The organism is Pedomonas sp. V897, from assembly GCF_051304405.1.
Taxonomy (GTDB): domain Bacteria; phylum Pseudomonadota; class Alphaproteobacteria; order Sphingomonadales; family Sphingomonadaceae; genus Pedomonas.
Map to the genome: position 1 here is coordinate 194,444 of NZ_JBPPGG010000002.1, position 15,830 is coordinate 210,273.

Annotated in this window: 15 protein-coding genes and 1 pseudogene; 12 read left to right on the forward strand and 4 right to left on the reverse strand. The window is 68.9% G+C overall.

Annotated elements, in window-relative coordinates:
- Window positions 1-19 precede the first annotated feature (19 nt).
- The 10 genes and pseudogenes from ACSJJU_RS06940 (at window position 20) to tatC (ending at window position 9,598) form a co-directional block, all read left to right on the forward strand.
- Window positions 20-1,435 (forward strand): SPOR domain-containing protein, encoded by a 1,416-nt coding sequence (locus ACSJJU_RS06940; RefSeq protein WP_435914591.1) that lies wholly within the window; start codon window positions 20-22, stop codon window positions 1,433-1,435.
- A 32-nt stretch (window positions 1,436-1,467) separates the two neighbouring features.
- Window positions 1,468-2,640, forward strand: a complete 1,173-nt coding sequence (locus ACSJJU_RS06945) for a deoxyguanosinetriphosphate triphosphohydrolase (RefSeq protein ID WP_435914592.1) — start codon at window positions 1,468-1,470, stop codon at window positions 2,638-2,640.
- Between the two features lie 12 nt (window positions 2,641-2,652).
- Window positions 2,653-4,401, forward strand: a complete 1,749-nt coding sequence (argS, locus tag ACSJJU_RS06950) for an arginine--tRNA ligase (RefSeq protein ID WP_435914593.1) — start codon at window positions 2,653-2,655, stop codon at window positions 4,399-4,401.
- Entirely contained in the window at window positions 4,401-5,294 is an 894-nt protein-coding gene (locus ACSJJU_RS06955; RefSeq protein ID WP_435914595.1) for an SPOR domain-containing protein, read from the forward strand. The genes argS and ACSJJU_RS06955 overlap by 1 nt, the downstream gene beginning before the upstream one ends.
- Before the next feature lie 22 nt (window positions 5,295-5,316).
- Window positions 5,317-6,333 (forward strand): beta-N-acetylhexosaminidase, encoded by a 1,017-nt coding sequence (nagZ, locus tag ACSJJU_RS06960; protein WP_435914596.1) that lies wholly within the window; start codon window positions 5,317-5,319, stop codon window positions 6,331-6,333.
- 27 nt (window positions 6,334-6,360) lie between these two features.
- Window positions 6,361-7,155: a segregation and condensation protein A gene (locus ACSJJU_RS06965; protein ID WP_435914597.1), complete on the forward strand. Its 795-nt coding sequence runs from the start codon at window positions 6,361-6,363 to the stop codon at window positions 7,153-7,155.
- Window positions 7,152-7,691: pseudogene (gene scpB / locus ACSJJU_RS06970) on the forward strand (SMC-Scp complex subunit ScpB); the annotation flags it as partial. The gene ACSJJU_RS06965 and the pseudogene scpB, both read left to right, overlap by 4 nt.
- Window positions 7,692-8,069: 378 nt before the next feature.
- Entirely contained in the window at window positions 8,070-8,309 is a 240-nt protein-coding gene (locus ACSJJU_RS06975) for a twin-arginine translocase TatA/TatE family subunit (RefSeq protein WP_435914598.1), read from the forward strand.
- A 24-nt stretch (window positions 8,310-8,333) separates the two neighbouring features.
- Window positions 8,334-8,804: a Sec-independent protein translocase protein TatB gene (tatB, locus tag ACSJJU_RS06980; protein WP_435914599.1), complete on the forward strand. Its 471-nt coding sequence runs from the start codon at window positions 8,334-8,336 to the stop codon at window positions 8,802-8,804.
- Window positions 8,801-9,598 carry a twin-arginine translocase subunit TatC gene (tatC, locus tag ACSJJU_RS06985; protein WP_435914600.1) on the forward strand — a complete coding sequence of 266 codons (798 nt, stop codon included), beginning with the start codon at window positions 8,801-8,803 and terminating at the stop codon, window positions 9,596-9,598. Before tatB ends, tatC begins: the two co-directional genes overlap by 4 nt.
- Before the next feature lie 28 nt (window positions 9,599-9,626).
- Here the strand turns inward: tatC and ACSJJU_RS06990 are convergent, their stop codons facing one another.
- Together ACSJJU_RS06990 and ACSJJU_RS06995 are read right to left on the reverse strand one after the other, a co-directional pair.
- Window positions 9,627-10,031, reverse strand: coding sequence for a group II truncated hemoglobin (locus tag ACSJJU_RS06990; RefSeq protein WP_435914601.1), 405 nt, complete (start codon window positions 10,029-10,031; stop codon window positions 9,627-9,629).
- Window positions 10,032-10,173: 142 nt separating this feature from the next.
- Window positions 10,174-10,461, reverse strand: coding sequence for a DUF2293 domain-containing protein (locus ACSJJU_RS06995; RefSeq protein WP_435914602.1), 288 nt, complete (start codon window positions 10,459-10,461; stop codon window positions 10,174-10,176).
- Between the two features lie 232 nt (window positions 10,462-10,693).
- On the opposite strand from ACSJJU_RS06995, the gene ACSJJU_RS07000 reads away from it, so the two are divergent.
- Both ACSJJU_RS07000 and ACSJJU_RS07005 read left to right on the forward strand, forming a co-directional pair.
- The gene (locus ACSJJU_RS07000) at window positions 10,694-11,068 is read left to right on the forward strand and encodes a c-type cytochrome (RefSeq protein WP_435914603.1); all 375 of its coding nucleotides are present in this window, start codon (window positions 10,694-10,696) and stop codon (window positions 11,066-11,068) included.
- Window positions 11,069-11,711: 643 nt separating this feature from the next.
- Window positions 11,712-12,110 carry a hypothetical protein gene (locus ACSJJU_RS07005; RefSeq protein WP_435914604.1) on the forward strand — a complete coding sequence of 133 codons (399 nt, stop codon included), beginning with the start codon at window positions 11,712-11,714 and terminating at the stop codon, window positions 12,108-12,110.
- Window positions 12,111-12,753: 643 nt separating this feature from the next.
- Here ACSJJU_RS07005 and parC read toward each other — a convergent pair.
- Together parC and recO are read right to left on the reverse strand one after the other, a co-directional pair.
- Complete coding sequence (parC, locus tag ACSJJU_RS07010; RefSeq protein WP_435914605.1) at window positions 12,754-14,997, reverse strand: DNA topoisomerase IV subunit A; 2,244 nt, start codon at window positions 14,995-14,997, stop codon at window positions 12,754-12,756.
- An 8-nt stretch (window positions 14,998-15,005) separates the two neighbouring features.
- Complete coding sequence (gene recO / locus ACSJJU_RS07015) at window positions 15,006-15,791, reverse strand: DNA repair protein RecO (RefSeq protein ID WP_435914607.1); 786 nt, start codon at window positions 15,789-15,791, stop codon at window positions 15,006-15,008.
- Between the last annotated feature and the right edge of the window lie 39 nt (window positions 15,792-15,830).

Consider the following 15,830-nt stretch of genomic DNA (forward strand, 5'->3'; position numbering starts at 1 on the left):
CAGGTTCAACGGAGTCCCCATGCACCGCTCCCGCCCGCTGTGGCTGGCAGGCGCGGCGCTGATGCTTGCGCTCGCCGTGCAGGCGGGGGCAGGGGCGGCCCCGGCCCAGGCCGCCGGGAAGCGGCGCGGCGAGCTGACGCTCGACGCGGGCACCTCGCTCAGCCTCGGCAAACGCCTCGAGGCGCGGGGGGACAATGAAGGGGCGCTCGGCCTATACCAGAAGGCGCTGACCGAAAACCCGAACGATCTGGAAGCGCTGCGGGCGCTGGTGGGCCTGGCCGTGCGCACCGGACGGGCAGGGCTCGTCCCCGACGAGGCGGCGCGGCTGGCGGCGCGGCAGCCGGACGACATGGCGGCGCAGGTGTGGCTGGCCGCCAGCCTCAACGAGCGGCGGCAGCCGCAGGAGGCGCTGGCAGTGCTGGCCCGGGCCGAGACGGCAACGGCCAATCCGGTGCCCGGCCTGCTGTGGACCCAGCGCGGCATCGCCCATGATCTTCTCGGCGCCCATCTGGAGGCCCAGCGTGCCTTCAGCCAGGCCGTCACCCTCGCGCCGGGCGAGCGGGCGCTGCCCATGCGGGTGGCGCTGTCGCTGGCGTTGCAGGAGGACTATCCGGCGGCGCTGCGCATCCTCCAGACGCAGGTGAACGACCCGGTGATGGAGCAGCCGGTGCGCGAGACGCTGGCGATCATCTACGCCCTCTCCGGGCAGACCGACACCGCGCTCGAGATTGCCCGCACCGCCGTGCCCGGCGTGCTCGCCGAGACGCAGCGGGCCTATTTCGCCGCCCTGCCGGGCCTGCCGCCCGCCGCCAAGGCCTTTGCCGCCCACTTCCGCCGCATTCCGCAGGACGCGCTGGGCGCCCGCGCCGTGCCGGTCCCCGATACCGAGCGCCAGGCCGAGCGTCAGCCGGAACACCGGCCGGGCCCGGAGGCAGGCATCGACGTGTTCGAGGTGGCGCCGACCAGCGTTGCGGACCCGGCAGCGGAGCCCCAACCGGCGCCGGTGCCGGTGCCGCCTGCCGAGGGGGCGGGCGCGCTGCCGGAGCCCAAGCTGGTGCGGGTGGCGGAGAGCATGGTCCCGGCGCAGAGGGTGTCAGCGCAAGGAACCCCGGAACAGGCGGCCCCGGAACAGGCGGCCCCGGAGAAAGCCGTTCCGGCAAACAGCTACTGGCTGCAACTGGCCAGCCTCCATGAACCGGGGCGGCTCGACCCCGCCTGGCGGGAGACGACGGCCCGGGCCCCGGACCTGCTGGCGGGGCGGACGCCCTATTTCGAGGCGCAGACGGTGAAGGGCAGCCCGGTCTACCGGCTGATGCTCGGGCCTTTCGCCAGCTTCGCCGAGGCGCGCGACATGGCCGGGAAACTGGGCGCCAGCGGGATAAAATCCGTGATCCGGCGGAACGTTGCGGATATAGAGCCGCTCAAGCGCCAGTAGTCCGATCCGTTGATGCCAGAAGGAGGGGCGTCTTGTCCGTCTACGCACCCCGCGAACGCCTCGCGCCCTATGCCGCCGATCCGTCCCGCTCGCGCGGGCGGCTGCACCCGCAGGAGGAAAGCCCGGGGCGCACGGCCTTCCAGCGCGACCGCGACCGCATCATCCATTCGACCGCCTTTCGCCGGATGAAGCACAAGACGCAGGTGTTCGTCTCGGTGGACGGGGACCATTACCGCACCCGCCTGACCCACAGCCTGGAGGTTGCCCAGATCGCCCGCTCCATCGCCCGGCGGCTGGGGCTGGACGAGGACCTGACCGAGGCGCTCGCGCTTGCCCACGATCTCGGCCACACCGCCTTCGGCCACGCGGGCGAGGAGGCACTGGCGGACAAGATGGCGGCGTGGGGCGGGTTCGACCACAACGCCAACACCATCCGCATCGTCACCCGGCTCGAACACCGCTACGTGGCGTTCGACGGGCTAAACCTCACGTGGGAGACACTGGAGGGGCTGGCCAAGCACAACGGGCCGGTCGCCAACCCGCCGTGGGCACTGGCGGAGTATGTGGCGGAGCATGATCTGGAGCTGGACACCTACGCCAGCCTCGAGGCGCAGGTGGCGTCCCTCTCCGACGACATCGCCTACAACACCCACGACGTGGACGACGGCCTGCGTGCCGGTCTGTTCACCATCGACGACCTGATGGGCGTGCCGCTGGTGGCGGAGACGTGGGCGCGGCTGACCCGCCGCTATCCGGGCGCACCGCACGACCGGCTGCGGGCCGAGCTGATCCGCTCCATGGTCAGCCACCTGGTGCTCGACCTGCTCGCCGAGACCCAGGCCCGGCTGGACGCGCTGCAACCGCAGTCGGCCGACGACATCCGGCGCGCAGGCCATCCCGTCGCCGCCTTCAGCGAGGCCGCCCGCCTGCAGGAGCGGGAGCTGAAACACTTCTTGCGTGCGCGCATGTACCGCCACTACAAGGTCGAGCACATAACCGACCTGGCGAAGGGGGTCATCGCCGACCTGTTCGACCTCTATCTGGACGATCCCATGCGGATGCCGCCAGAATGGTCGAGCCGCGCAGCCCGCGCGGCCATGCCGGACAGGGTGCGGACGGTGGCGGACTTCATCGCCGGGATGACGGACAATTTCGCGTTGCGGGAGCTGGCCCGGCTGACGGGACGGAAGCCGATCGAAATATAGAACGGGTTTTTGATGAACGTCTTTCATGTGTTTGAGGAGCGGTTGAAATCTGCGCTGGCCGCGCTGGCGGAGAGCGGAGACCTGCCGCAGGGTCTGGACTTCAAGGCGGTGACCGTGGAGCCGCCCCGCGACCCCTCCCATGGCGACCTCGCCACCAACGCGGCGCTGGTGCTGGCCAAGCCCGCCGGCAAGCCGCCGCGCGCCATCGCCGAGGCGCTGGCCGCCCGCGTGCGGCAGGACCCGGACGTGGAGACGGTGGAGGTGGCCGGCCCCGGCTTCCTCAACCTGCGTCTCAAGGCCTCGTTCTGGACCGCGCAGGTGGCGGAGATCCTGAAGGCGGGCGAGGCCTATGGCCGCTCCGCCATCGGTCAGGGCCAGCCGATCAACGTGGAATATGTCTCCGCCAACCCGACGGGGCCGATGCACGTGGGCCACTGCCGCGGCGCGGTGGTGGGCGACGCGCTCGCCAACCTGCTGCAGTGGGCGGGCTACAAGGTCACCAAGGAATATTACATCAACGACGCGGGCGGTCAGGTGGACACGCTGGCCCGCTCGGCGCACCTGCGCTACCAGCAGGCCGCCGGCCGCGACATCGGCGAGATCCCCGAGGGCTTCTACCCCGGCGACTATCTGGTGCCGGTGGGCCAGAAGCTGTTCGAGACGTATGGCGAGCAGTACCTGGACGCGCCGGAGAGCGAATGGCTCCAGCTGTTCAAGAAGGAAGCCACCGACCAGATGATGGCCATGATCCGGGAGGATCTGGCGCTGCTCGGCATCCATCACGACGTGTTCTACTCCGAGCGGTCGCTGCACGAGGACGGCTCCATCGCCCGGACCCTCGCCGACATGGAGGCAGCGGGCCTCGTCTATGTGGGCACGCTGGAGAAGCCGAAGGGCGAGGCCGCCGAGGACTGGGAGCCCCGGCCGCAGACCCTGTTCCGCGCCAGCGCGTTCGGCGATGATTCCGACCGGGCGCTCAAGAAGTCGAACGGCGCGTGGACCTACTTCGCCGCCGATATCGCCTACCACAAGACCAAGGTGGAACGCGGCTTCACCCAGCTCATCGACATCTGGGGCGCGGACCACGGCGGCTACGTCAAGCGCATGCAGGCGGCGGTCAAGGCCATCTCCGGCGGCAAGGTGCCGCTGGACGTGAAGCTGTGCCAGATGGTGCGCCTGTTCAAGAACGGCGAGCCCTACAAGATGTCCAAGCGCGCGGGCAGCTTCGTGACGCTGGCGGACGTGGTGCGCGAGGTGGGCCGCGACGTGGTGCGCTTCATGATGCTCACCCGCCGCGCCGACGCCCAGCTGGACTTCGACTTCGCCAAGGTGCTGGAGCAGAGCCGCGAGAACCCGGTGTTCTACGTGCAGTACGCCCATGCCCGCATCTGCTCGGTGATGCGCAAGGCGCAGGACGCCGGCCTGCCGGTGACGGGCCTCGAGGCCGTGCCCGCCGCGCAGCTGGCGCGGCTCACCGCCCCCGAGGAAGCGGCGCTGATCCAGCTGGCCTGCCAGTGGCCGCGTCAGGTGGAAGCGGCCGCGCAGGCCCACGAGCCGCACCGCATCGCCTTCTACCTCTATGACCTTGCCGCCGCCTTCCACGGCCTGTGGAACCGGGGCAACGATGATCCGTCGCTGCGGTTCATCGTGGACGACGCCGAACTGAGCCGCGCGCGGCTTGCCCTCATCCAGGCGGTGGCGCAAGTTATCCGCAACGGTCTGGCAATCATGGGCGTCGAGCCCGTGGAGGAGATGCACTGATGGTCCGCGCCCGCGGTTCAGGCGCCAGCGACACCGGGGAGGACGACAGCCCGCCCTGGCTCGAACCCGCCGCCCTCTCAGAGGACGGGGAGAGCTTCCTGTCGCGCAAATGGATCGTGGGCGGCGCGGCGGTGTTCCTCGTGGCGCTGGTGGGGACGGTGATCGCCGTCTCCTCCGGCGAGAAGGAAGACCCCTATGGCATGTCGATCGTGGCGGGCGCCAATGGCGAGCCGCCGCTGATCCTGGCACCCAAGGAGCCGTTCCGCGTGAAGCCCGACGATCCGGGCGGCATGAAGGTGGACGGCGAGGGGCTGCTGATCGGCCAGGTGGCCTCCGGCGGCGAGCTGGATTCCGAGGTGAAGCTGGCCACCGGCCCCGAGCAGCCGGTGGAGCGGCCCGCGCCGCCGCCCGAGCCCGAACCGGCACCCGCGCCCGCCCAGCCGGCGCAAGCGGCAGGCCCGCAGGCCAGACAGCAGGGGACGGGCCAGCAGGTGGCAGGGGCGCAGGCTGGGGCGCAGGGCCCGACGGCGCTGACGCCGCCGCAGGCCGAAGCCAAACCGGCACCGGCGGAGCAGGCCGGGGCGAAGGCGGACGCGGGCAAGCCCGCCGCCAAGGCCGAGGAGGCCAAGCCCGAGGTGCCGAAGAAGCCGGCCTATTTCCTCCAGCTTGGCGCGTTCTCGTCCGTCGAGCGGGCGAATGCGGGCTGGCAGCAGTTCTCCGCCACCTACGAGAAGGAGCTGGAGAATCTGGGGCCGGACATCCAGCCGGTGAAAACCGGCGACAAGACCATGTATCGCCTCCGGGCCGGACCGATCAGCCTCAAGGCGCGGGCGGACAGCCTGTGCAACCGGCTGAAGAAGGCGGGTCAGGCCTGTCTGGTGGCGGAAAAATAGGCTGATCGAGAGGCTGAACGCCGTGATTCCCGTTTTTTTCGGCCTCGAGGGGCCTGTGCTGACGGACGCGGAGCGCGCGCTGTTCCGCGCCGTCGATCCCGCCGGTTATATCCTGTTCCAGCGCAACTGCGTGGACCCGGAACAGGTGAGGGCGCTCACCGATTCGCTGAAGGCGCTGTCGGGCCGGGGCGAGAGCCTGCCGATCCTCATCGATCAGGAGGGCGGACGCGTTGCCCGCCTGCGCCCGCCGCACTGGCCGGAATTCCCGGCGGCCCGGCGGTTCGCCGAACTCTATGAGGTCTCGCCGGTCGCGGCCATGGACGCCGCCCGGCTCAACGCCCGCGCCATCGCGGCGGTGGTGCGGAGCGTGGGCGTGACGGTCGATTGCCTGCCGGTGCTCGACGTGCCGGTCGAGGGCGCGCACGATGTGATCGGCGACCGCGCCTACGGCTTCGAGGCGCGGCAGGTGGCGGCGCTCGGCCGGGCGACGCTCGACGGCCTGCGGGACGGCGGGGTGGTGGGTGTCATCAAGCACATCCCCGGCCACGGCCGCGCCCGCAGCGACAGCCATCTGGAGCTGCCGGTGGTGGACGATCCGCTGGAGAGCCTCGAACAGGACTTCGCGCCCTTTGCAAAGCTGGCCGACGCGCCCATGGCGATGACCGCCCACGTGGTCTACACCGCGCTCGACCCCGAACGCTGCGCCACGCTCTCGCCGACGGTGATCGGCGAGGTGATCCGGGGGCGGATCGGCTTCAACGGCCTCCTCATGTCCGACGACATCAACATGAAGGCGCTCTCCGGCACCTATGCGGAGAAGGCGCGCGGGTGCCTCGCGGCCGGGTGCGACATCGTCCTGCACTGCTCGGGCGTGCTGGCCGAGATGGAGGAGGTGGCCGCCTGCCTGCCGGAGATCACGGCGGACGCAAAGGCGCGGCTGGAGGCTGCCATGGCCTCGGTGCAGGCGGGCGCGGACGCGAGCGCCGAACGGGTGGCAGACCTTTCGGCCCGGCGCGACGCATTACTGGCGCTTGCCTGAAACCGCCTTCCCCGGTAGCCCTTGTGCATGAGCGAGACTGAGGCCAACGACGCAGTGCCGAACCCCGGGGCAGAGACCCCGGCGCCGGGCAATGACGAGACGCTGTTCCTCAGGCTGGAAGCCTACGAGGGGCCGCTCGATCTGTTGCTGCAAATGGCCCGGTTCCAGAAGGTGGACCTGGCCAGGATTTCCATTCTCGCGCTGGTCGAGCAGTATCTCGCCTTCATCAACGAGGCCCGGCGGCTGCGGCTGGAGCTGGCCGCCGACTACCTCGTCATGGCCGCCTGGCTCGCCTACCTCAAGAGCCGCCTGCTGCTGCCGCCCGAGAAGGACGAGGAGGAGCCCTCCGCCGAGGAGCTGGCCGCCCGCCTGCAATTGCAGCTGCAACGGCTGGAGGCGATCCGCGACGTGGCGGCGCGCCTCATGGCCCGCGACCGGCTGGGGCGGGATGTGTTCCCGCGCGGCGCGCCCGAGGGGCTGGCGGTCGTCAAGCGGGCGGCCTTCGACTGCACCCTCTATGAGCTGCTCAAGGCCTACGCCGACATCCGCGCCAAGGGCATTCGCCAGACCTATCAGCCGAAACGCCGCCCGGTGTGGCCGCTGGAGGCGGCGATGAGCCGGCTGGAGCGCATGATCGGCCATACGGTGCAGTGGACGGATATCGCCCAGTTCCTCCCCGAGGGAGGCGATCTGGACTTCCGCCGCTCGGCGCTGGCCAGCACCTTCCTTGCCACGCTCGAGATGGCGCGCCTCGGCAAGGCCGAGGTGCAGCAGCTGGAGCCGTTCGGCCCGCTCTACGTGAAGAAACGGGACAGCGCATGACGCACAATCCTGAGCATCTGCGAATGGTGGAAGCCATTCTGTTCGCCGCCACCGAACCCCTGCGCGAGGCGGACATCGCCGAGCGCATGCCCGAGGACGCCCGGGTGCCCGAGCTGCTCCAGGCGCTGGCGGCGCAGTACGAGGGGCGGGGCGTCAACCTGGTGAAGCGCGGCGGCGCCTGGTTGTTCCAGACCGCGTCCGACCTCGCCTTCCTGATGCGCAAGGAGGTGGACGAAAGCAAGCGCCTCTCCCGCGCGGCGGTGGAGACGCTGGCGATCGTCGCCTACCACCAGCCGGTGAGCCGCGCCGACATCGAGGACATTCGCGGCGTCTCCCTCTCCAAGGGCACGCTCGACCTCCTGATGGAGGCAGGCTGGGTGAAGCCGGTGGGGCGGCGCGAGGCGCCGGGCCGCCCGGTGGTCTATGGCACCACGCCCGAGTTCCTCGCCCACTTCGGCCTGGAGTCGATCCGGGATCTGCCGGGCCTGGAGGAACTGAAGGCGGCGGGCCTGCTCGAGCCCATCGACGTGCAGCTGGCCCAGCAGCTCGCCAATGCCCAGTCGTCCGCCCAGTCGTCCGCCCAGTCCGCCCCGTCTGCCCCGTCGCAGGAAGGGGAGGACGGGGAGGCCGCCGGTGACGCTGCCGAGGCCGGTGACGCTGTCGAGGCCGTCGAAGCTGTCGAGGATGGCGCCGAACCGGCTGAATCGGGGGAGACGCACGCCGCTCCGAACCCGGAGCCGATGGACGGGGAAGACGCCGCTCCCTATGATCCGGCGCAGGCTGTGCCGGAGGACCATGAGGCGTGACGCCGCGTCTCGCGGTTGCACTGTGGCAAGTTGCCGGGTAACGCCTTACATACCCGCAGATTACGAGGGCTCCCCGCACGGCGCGGGAGCCGAACGAGGAGTTAGCAAATGGGCTTGGGAAGCATCTGGCACTGGTTGGTGCTGATCCTGGTCGTTATCCTGCTGTTTGGCCGCGGCCGGATTTCCGACATCATGGGCGATGTCGCCAAGGGCATTAAAAGCTTCAAGAAGGGTCTGGCCGACGAGCCCGAGACCCCCGCTCAGCAGCCGGCCGCCCAGCCGCAGCCGCGCATCGCCGGCGATCAGGTGGAAACCTCGGGCGGCGCCAAGGAAGAAGCCAAGCACTGATCCGCGCCCTGAACGGCCTGTCCCATGTTTGATATTGCCTCGTCCGAGCTGCTGATCGTGGCGATCGTCGCGCTGCTCGTGGTGGGTCCGAAGGACCTGCCCAAGCTGATGCGCACGGTCGGCCAGTGGATCCGCCGCGCCCGGATGATGACCGCCCAGTTCCGTGCCGGCTTCGAGCAGATGATGCAGGAAGCCGAGTTCCAGGAGGAGCGGGAGCGGATCATGAGGGAATACCCGAACGCCGCGCCGCCGCCGCCCGCACCAACGACGGCACCGGCGCCAGCACCGGCTGCGGCACCGGCTGAGGCTGGGGGCGTGCAGACCTTCGCCGCCACGGACGGGCCGCTGCCGCAGGACGCGCCGGCCGCCGCCACCGCAGGCGCGCAGGAGACCAGCGAAGCCGCTGCGCCGGCCGCCGCCGGGGATGGGCCGGCCGCCGCCGGGGATGGGCCGGCCGGGGACGCGCCGCGCGCCGCTTCGGAGCAACGTTTGTGATCCGGGACATCGACGAAACCAAGGCGCCGCTGCTCGACCACCTGATCGAGCTGCGCCGCCGCCTGCTCTACGCCGTCATGGCGCTGGTGGTGGCGTGCATCATCGGCTTCTGCTTCGCCGACCAGATCTTCGACTTCCTCGCCCGGCCGCTGGCGGACGCCTTTGGCGGGCGGGAGGGGGCAAAGCTGGTCTACACCAAGCTCTACGAGGCCTTCTTCGTGAAGCTGAAGGTGGCGATGTTCGCCGGGTTCTTCGTGTCGTTCCCGTTCATCGCCAACCAGATCTGGCTGTTCATCGCCCCGGGCCTCTACCGGCACGAGAAGAAGGCGCTGCTGCCGTTCCTGTTCGCAACGCCCGTGCTGTTCCTCTTGGGCGCGGCGCTCGCCTACTACTTCGTGATGCCGGCCGCGTTCCGCTTCTTCCTCAGCTTCGAGCACCACGACACGCTGGGCGGCATCTCCCAGGAGGCTCTGCCCGCCATGGGGGATTACCTGTCGCTGGTGATGCACATGGTCTTCGCCTTCGGCTTCTCGTTCCTGCTGCCGGTGCTGCTGGTGCTGCTGGCGCGGGTGGGCATCGTCTCGCTGGAGACGCTGGTGAAGGGGCGGCGCTATGCCATCGTCATCGCCTTCGCCATCGCCGCCGTGGTGACGCCGCCGGACGTGATCTCCCAGCTCATGCTGGCGATCCCGCTGTGCCTGCTCTACGAAATCTCCATCCTTTGCATCCGGGTGATGAACCGGCGCGCCGCCGCGTCCGCCAGCGGCCAGACGGACGTGGTCCGGACGGACTGATCCGCGCGGAACTGCGGCGGCCGGGCGCTCAGTCGTCGCGGGCCATGGCGCTGGCAACGCGGGCCATGCTGACGCTGAGGCGCACGCCAAGGCCCGGCTCGATGCCGCTCTGACGCACCGCCGTGCTCATGGCCTCCACCCACTGCTGGGCGGTGGTCTTCGTGATCCTGACGCCGGAGTGGACCGACATGATGCACCGGCCGGGGTTCTGCTCGAACCAGTGGCGCGGCCCGCCAAACCAGCCTGTCAGGTATCCTTCCAGCGATTCCCGGGTTTTGGTCAGATCCGGGGCGTGCAGCGCCCGCAGCTCTGCGTAGCGGGGATCGGAGTCCATCAGGTCGTAGAAGTGGGTGACGATCTTGCGGACGGTCTCCTGTCCGCCGATGGCCTCGTAGAGGGATCGGGAGTCCTGATCGGTTGTGGCTGCGGTCATGACCTTCCTTTCCGTTCCAGTTCCAGTGGCCAAATCCGTGTGATGCCGCGCCCGGACGCAAAGACGGAACGCGGACTTCTAGCAGCCTACGGGCGGCCCGGGGAGGCGTCCTTGATCGGGATCAAACCGGTGGAGCGGCGCCTTACGGTGCGCGGCCGCGCCACTCGGCGAGCAGGTCCTCGACCTCGCGCTCCACGATCTGGCGGGCTTCCTCGCGGGTGAGGGTGTGCTTGAACAGCAGGGCGTCGTAATCCGTCAGCTGGTGGCGGATGACGGACCGCACCATCTCCTCCACCGCCTGCCGCTCCAGCCCGGCCGGCACCGTGCGCGCCGCCAGCCGCTCGGCCACCTCGTCGCGGAAATAGCCGGGGCAGGCGGGAAACAGTGCCCGCACCCGCTCCGCCCATGCCCGTCTGGCGCCTGCCGCCATGGGGATCTCCTTGTCATGCCCGGGCCCCAGCGTAGTCGCCCGGCGCTGCCCGGAAAACGCCCAATCGTTGCGGCAGGGGCGGCGCAACGGTTGGCGGGCCGTCTCCGATCCGATAGGGTGCGCAGGGCCAGACGGCGGTGACGGGGCGCAGGCGCGCCGCGCCGGTGTTCCAGGCGCATGGTGACGCCCGAGAGCATGATGCCGAGGGTTTGGTGAAGAAGGAGGTTGTGTTGTGCTGATCCGCTTTTCCCTGATTGGCGCGGTGGCGATGCTGGCGGCGGCGGCCCCGGCCGCTGCGGAAGGCGACCCGGTCGCCGGTGCGAAGGTGTTCAAGCGCTGCTCCAGCTGCCACTCGCTGGAGGCGGGCGACAACATGATGGGCCCGAGCCTCGCGGGCGTGTTCGGCCGCAAGGCCGGCCAGGCGGACTTCAAGTACACCAAGGCCATGGCCGAGTCCGGCCTCACCTGGGACGAGGAGACGCTGGACGCCTACCTCGCCAATCCCATGCAGGTGGTGAAGGGCACGAGCATGATGTTCCGCCTGCCCAAGGCGGAAGACCGCGCCAACCTGATCGCCTACCTCAAGACCAACCCCACCGGGGAGTGACCGCGCCCCGGCGACGCCCGCCCCCGGCGGGAGGATCTGCGAAAGCCCCGGTGCGACCCGCCGGGGCTTTTGTCGTCAGGGGGATATTCGACCATAAGGCCCTGTCATTTGGATTAGTACAGGAGTAATCTTCTGACAGGTTGAAGACTGATTGGGTGTATAAAAATGGACAACAAACCCGATCTCTACGAATCTCCCTCGCAGCGGGATACGGCTCGGAGACACTCGTTTCAGATCCAGCAGGATACGACTGGTCGGGATACGACTGGTCGGGATACGACTGGTCGGGATATGGCCGGTCGGGATACGGCAGGCACAGCAGGCCATGCAGCCGGGGCGGGCTGCACCCATGGCTGAGGCGGGCAGCGCACTGTTCGGGCCGGGGCTCGCCGGGCCCTCGGGGCTCGCCGGACCTTCCGGTTTTCCCGAAACCTCGGCAGATCCCGGAAGCGCCGGGCGGCTTCGGCCCATAAAACTGGTGATCGGCAGGGCTCTTGGGGTCGGGGCCGGTGCCGGTGCCGGGACCGGTGCCTCCCGCTCACGGGAAGCAGCCTCCGGAGAAGCCGCCGCCGGAGAAGCAGCTGTCCCAGAGGCAGCCGCCGGAGAACCTGCTGCTGGAGCAGCAAGCCCAAGAGGAGCAAACATGGTCTCCGAGAAGGATTATGTCGACGCGAAGATCGACGGCGTCCACTCCGAACTGCGCGCCGATATCGCCGAGATGCGCGCGGACCTGCGGGCATTGGGGGCGAAGATCGAGGCGCTGCCCACCACCTGGACGCTCATCGGCACGGTGGCAGGCGGATTTGCCGTCTCGCTCAGCCTGCTGTTCACCTTCCTCAGCTATTCGGGGGATTATGCGGATAGCGCGCGGGCGCAGCAGATGCAGCTGGACAAGGTCACCACCCTCTCCGAACAGAACGCCCGCATGATCGACCGCAGCGCCCGCCTGATCGAGCGTAACTCCCGTCAGGTCGCCGACCTGTCCAGCCGGATGGACCGCTTTCTGGCCCGTGAGGAACGCCGCTCGTCTGCCCGGGAGTGAGGCGCTGGCGTTTGCACGGCCTCGGTCAAGAGGGCGCCGGGGAACAACGGCGGTCAGGAGGATTGCAACACGCCCGGTGAAGGGATGGAGTCGGCAGCGTGCGACGCCGGCTCCTGAGAGCCCACATCTTGTGAAAGCCCACAGCTTGTGAGAGCCCATTACTCCTGAGAGCCCTTTGCCAGCCTTCGATCTGGTTCGTCACCGGGCGATACAGCGCGGTCCGGCCCGGCGCGGTTCAGTTGGATGTGGTCCTGCCGGGGGGGCGGCTCAGCGCGGTTCAGCCCGGAGCGGTTCAGTTGAGTGTGGTTCTGCCGGGTGGGGTCCGGCTCAACGCGGTCCAGCCCGGAGCGGTCCGGCCCAGACGGTCCGTTCCTTCCCGGTTCAGTTGGATGTGGTTCTGCCGGGTGGGATCCAGTCCGGCGCGGTTTGGTCCTCGGCCGTTCAGGCCGTCGCCACCCGGTCTTTCGCTGCCCGTTTCCCCGCGATCCGGTCCGCACCGGCCCGAGCCTGCAGGGCCAGGCCGATGCGGGGCTGGATCGCTGGAGGTTGATCGCTGGAGGTGGAACTCTGGAGGCCCGGCAAGCCGCCGGGCTCGCCGCTGAGCCTCCGAAGCGGAACCTGAACCTGAACCGCTATACCTGACCTAGCCACTGAACCGGTTGTTCTTGGGGAAGCCCATCGGCGGCAGGCGGCCCGCCTGAGCGCGGTTGCCGATCCAGTCGCTCAGGTTGGTCTCGGTGCGGGTGCGCCCCGTCGAGCCGCCCATGGGCCAGGACAGGCCCTCGGCCAGCGTGAACAGGGTCACGTCCGACAGGCCGCCGTCCTTGTACTTCTGGAGGGTGACGCCCTGGCCGGAGGACAGCTCCGGCACCTGCTCCAGCGGGAAGATCAGCAGCTTGCGGTTCTCGCCGATGACCGCCACGTGGTCGCCCTGCACCGGGAGGAAGGCCACCAGCCGGGCGTTGCCCTTGGGGCGCATGACCTGACGGCCCGCCTTGGTCTGGGCGAGCACGTTCTCCGCCGCCACAACGAATCCGCGCCCGTCACTGGAGGCGAGGAGATATCTGGCATCCGCCCGCCAGGGGCACATGGCGACCACGCGGGCGTCCGACTCCAGATCGATCATGAGGCGAATCGGGTCGCCGAACCCGCGCCCGCCGGGCAGCCTGTCCGCGCCCAGCGAGAAGACGCGGCCCGTGTCCGCCACCACCAGGATCTTGTCCGTGGTGTAGGCGTGGAAGGCAAAGGCAGGGCCGTCGCCATCCTTGAACTTCTGCTCCTCCTCGAGGCTGATGTGGCCCTTCATCGCCCGCACCCAGCCCTTCTCGGAGCAGATGACGGTGATGGGCTCCTTCTCGATCATCGCCTCGAGCGGAATGGAGGGCATTTCCTTGGCCGTCTCGAAGGTGGTGCGGCGCTTGCCCAGCTCCGTCTCCGGCCCGTAGCGCTTCTTCAGCTCGGCCAGATCCTTCTTGATCCGCCGGGACTGCTTGGCCGGAGAGGCCAGCAGCTCCTGAAGTTCCGCCTGCTCCTTGCGCAGCTCGGCGTCCTCCTTGCGGATCTCCATCTCCTCCAGCTTGCGCAGGGAGCGCAGACGCATGTTGAGGATCGCCTCGGCCTGCCGGTCGGTGAGACTGAAGGCCTTGATGAGTTCCGCCTTGGGATCATCCTCCTCACGGATGATGCGGATGACCTCATCCAGGTTGAGGTAGGCGATGAGATAGCCGCCCAGCAGCTCGAGCCGGTCGGCGATCTTGCCGAGCCGGTACTCGGTGCGCTTGCGCAGCACGTCGAACAGGTGATCAAGGAAGGCTTCCAGCGCCTCCTTGAGGCTCATGACGCGCGGGACGCGGTTCTTGTCCAGCACGTTGAGGTTGAGCGGGAAGCGAATCTCCAGATCCGACAGCTTGAACAGGCTCTCGATGAGCACGGTCGGATCGACGGTGCGGGACTTGGGCTCCAGCACCAGCCGGATCTCCTCCGCCGACTCGTCGCGCACGTCCTCAAGGATCGGCAGCTTCTTGTCGTTGATGAGCCCGGCGATCTGCTCGATCAGCTTGGACTTCTGCACCTGATAGGGGATCTCGGTGACAACGATCGCCCAGGTGCCGCGGCCCTGATCCTCGATGTGGTAGCGGGCGCGCAGGCGGAAGCTGCCGCGGCCGGTCTTGTAGGACTCGATGATCGACTCCCGGCTCTCGACAATGATGCCGCCCGTCGGGAAGTCCGGCCCGGGGATCAGGTCGACGAGGGCTTCGGTCGAGGCGTCCGGGTTGTCGAGCAGCAGGGTCAGGCCGTCCACCAGCTCGGCCACGTTGTGCGGCGGAATGGAGGTGGCCATGCCCACCGCAATGCCCGCCGCGCCGTTGGCCAGCAGGTTGGGGAAGGTGCCGGGGAAGATCTCCGGCTCCTCCTCCTCGCCGTCATAGGTGGGGCGGAAGGGCACGCACTCCTCGTCCAGCCCCTGCATCATCTCGCTGGCAACGGTGGTGAGGCGCGCCTCGGTGTAGCGCATGGCCGCCGCGTTATCGCCGTCGATGTTGCCGAAGTTGCCCTGACCGTCGATCAGCGGGTACCGCACCGCAAAGGTCTGGGCGAGGCGCACGAGGGCGTCATAGACCGACTGGTCGCCGTGAGGGTGATACTTACCGATCACGTCGCCGACGACGCGGGCGCACTTCTTGTACCCCGTGTTGGGGTCCAGTTTCAGCAGACGCATCGCCCACAGGAGGCGGCGGTGCACCGGCTTCAGGCCGTCCCGCACGTCCGGCAGCGAGCGCGCCATGATCGTGGAGAGGGCATAGGTGAGATAGCGGGTGGAAAGCGCCTCCGAGAACGGCTCGTCTTGAATGCGCTCTGCTTCGGGAACTTGCGGTGTCTTTGCCATGGCGATGCTTATAACGGGTTGCCGGAAGGTCGGCTACTGTTGTTCTCGTTGTGTTCGCGATAAACAATGGATTCAATGCGGTGGCGCGCTTCCCACAGGCTCTGCACCCGCCCGACCAGAATGTCGCGATCCAGGAAATGGCCGGTGAGCTTCAGCCCGTCGGCAATGGCGGACCACGCCGGCCACTGGCCAGCCGGCAGGCCGCCCGGCAGCAGAAAGGCGGGCAGGGGCAGAAGACGCGCCGCATAGGGCAGCCCCGCCTCCCGGCACACCGCCTGCGAGGACTTGGGGCTGACAAACGCCAGATCCTCCGTGGCGCCGGTGGCAACGCAGTGGGTGAGATCGAGCCCAAACCCCAGCTCGCTGAGCAGGATCAGCTCATAGCGCACCAGCGTCGCCGCCCAGGCGCGCGGCTCCGCGCTCGCCTCCATCACCGTCAGCAGGCCCGAAAGCGCCTCGTGAATCGTCGGATAAGGCTGGCGCTCCGGCAAGGCCGCAGCCGTCAGCGCCGTCGCCCAGTCCAGGATCGCCGTGCCAAGACGCGGCCCCCACACGATCGGCGCGGCCGAATGGTCCAGCTCCACCGTCATGTGCCCCAACTGGGACTCAACCCGCGTGCGCCACTCCGCCTTCACCCGGTTGCCCGGAACCAGAACAGGACGCAGCCGCCGCCCGGACCCGCCGCGCACATACCCCGCAATCAACCCCGCATCCGAGGTGAGCACACGCACAATCGCCCCGCTCTCGCCGTGAGCGGTCATGGACAGAATGATGGCAGACCCGGACCAGTGCATGGGGTGGTTGTAGAGGGTTTTTCCAGATTTTGCAGGAGG

What these genes read in the sequence shown, in the direction of transcription:
- parC (WP_435914605.1), bottom strand. Translation starts at nt 14,997, where the DNA reads ATGGCAAAGACACCGCAAGTTCCCGAAGCAGAGCGCATTCAAGACGAG.
- tatB (WP_435914599.1), top strand. Translation starts at nt 8,334, where the DNA reads ATGTTTGATATTGCCTCGTCCGAGCTGCTGATCGTGGCGATCGTCGCG.
- ACSJJU_RS07005 (WP_435914604.1), top strand. Translation starts at nt 11,712, where the DNA reads ATGGTCTCCGAGAAGGATTATGTCGACGCGAAGATCGACGGCGTCCAC.
- ACSJJU_RS06975 (WP_435914598.1), top strand. Translation starts at nt 8,070, where the DNA reads ATGGGCTTGGGAAGCATCTGGCACTGGTTGGTGCTGATCCTGGTCGTT.
- ACSJJU_RS06990 (WP_435914601.1), bottom strand. Translation starts at nt 10,031, where the DNA reads ATGACCGCAGCCACAACCGATCAGGACTCCCGATCCCTCTACGAGGCC.
- argS (WP_435914593.1), top strand. Translation starts at nt 2,653, where the DNA reads ATGAACGTCTTTCATGTGTTTGAGGAGCGGTTGAAATCTGCGCTGGCC.
- ACSJJU_RS06940 (WP_435914591.1), top strand. Translation starts at nt 20, where the DNA reads ATGCACCGCTCCCGCCCGCTGTGGCTGGCAGGCGCGGCGCTGATGCTT.
- ACSJJU_RS06995 (WP_435914602.1), bottom strand. Translation starts at nt 10,461, where the DNA reads ATGGCGGCAGGCGCCAGACGGGCATGGGCGGAGCGGGTGCGGGCACTG.
- ACSJJU_RS06955 (WP_435914595.1), top strand. Translation starts at nt 4,401, where the DNA reads ATGGTCCGCGCCCGCGGTTCAGGCGCCAGCGACACCGGGGAGGACGAC.
- ACSJJU_RS06965 (WP_435914597.1), top strand. Translation starts at nt 6,361, where the DNA reads ATGAGCGAGACTGAGGCCAACGACGCAGTGCCGAACCCCGGGGCAGAG.
- recO (WP_435914607.1), bottom strand. Translation starts at nt 15,791, where the DNA reads ATGCACTGGTCCGGGTCTGCCATCATTCTGTCCATGACCGCTCACGGC.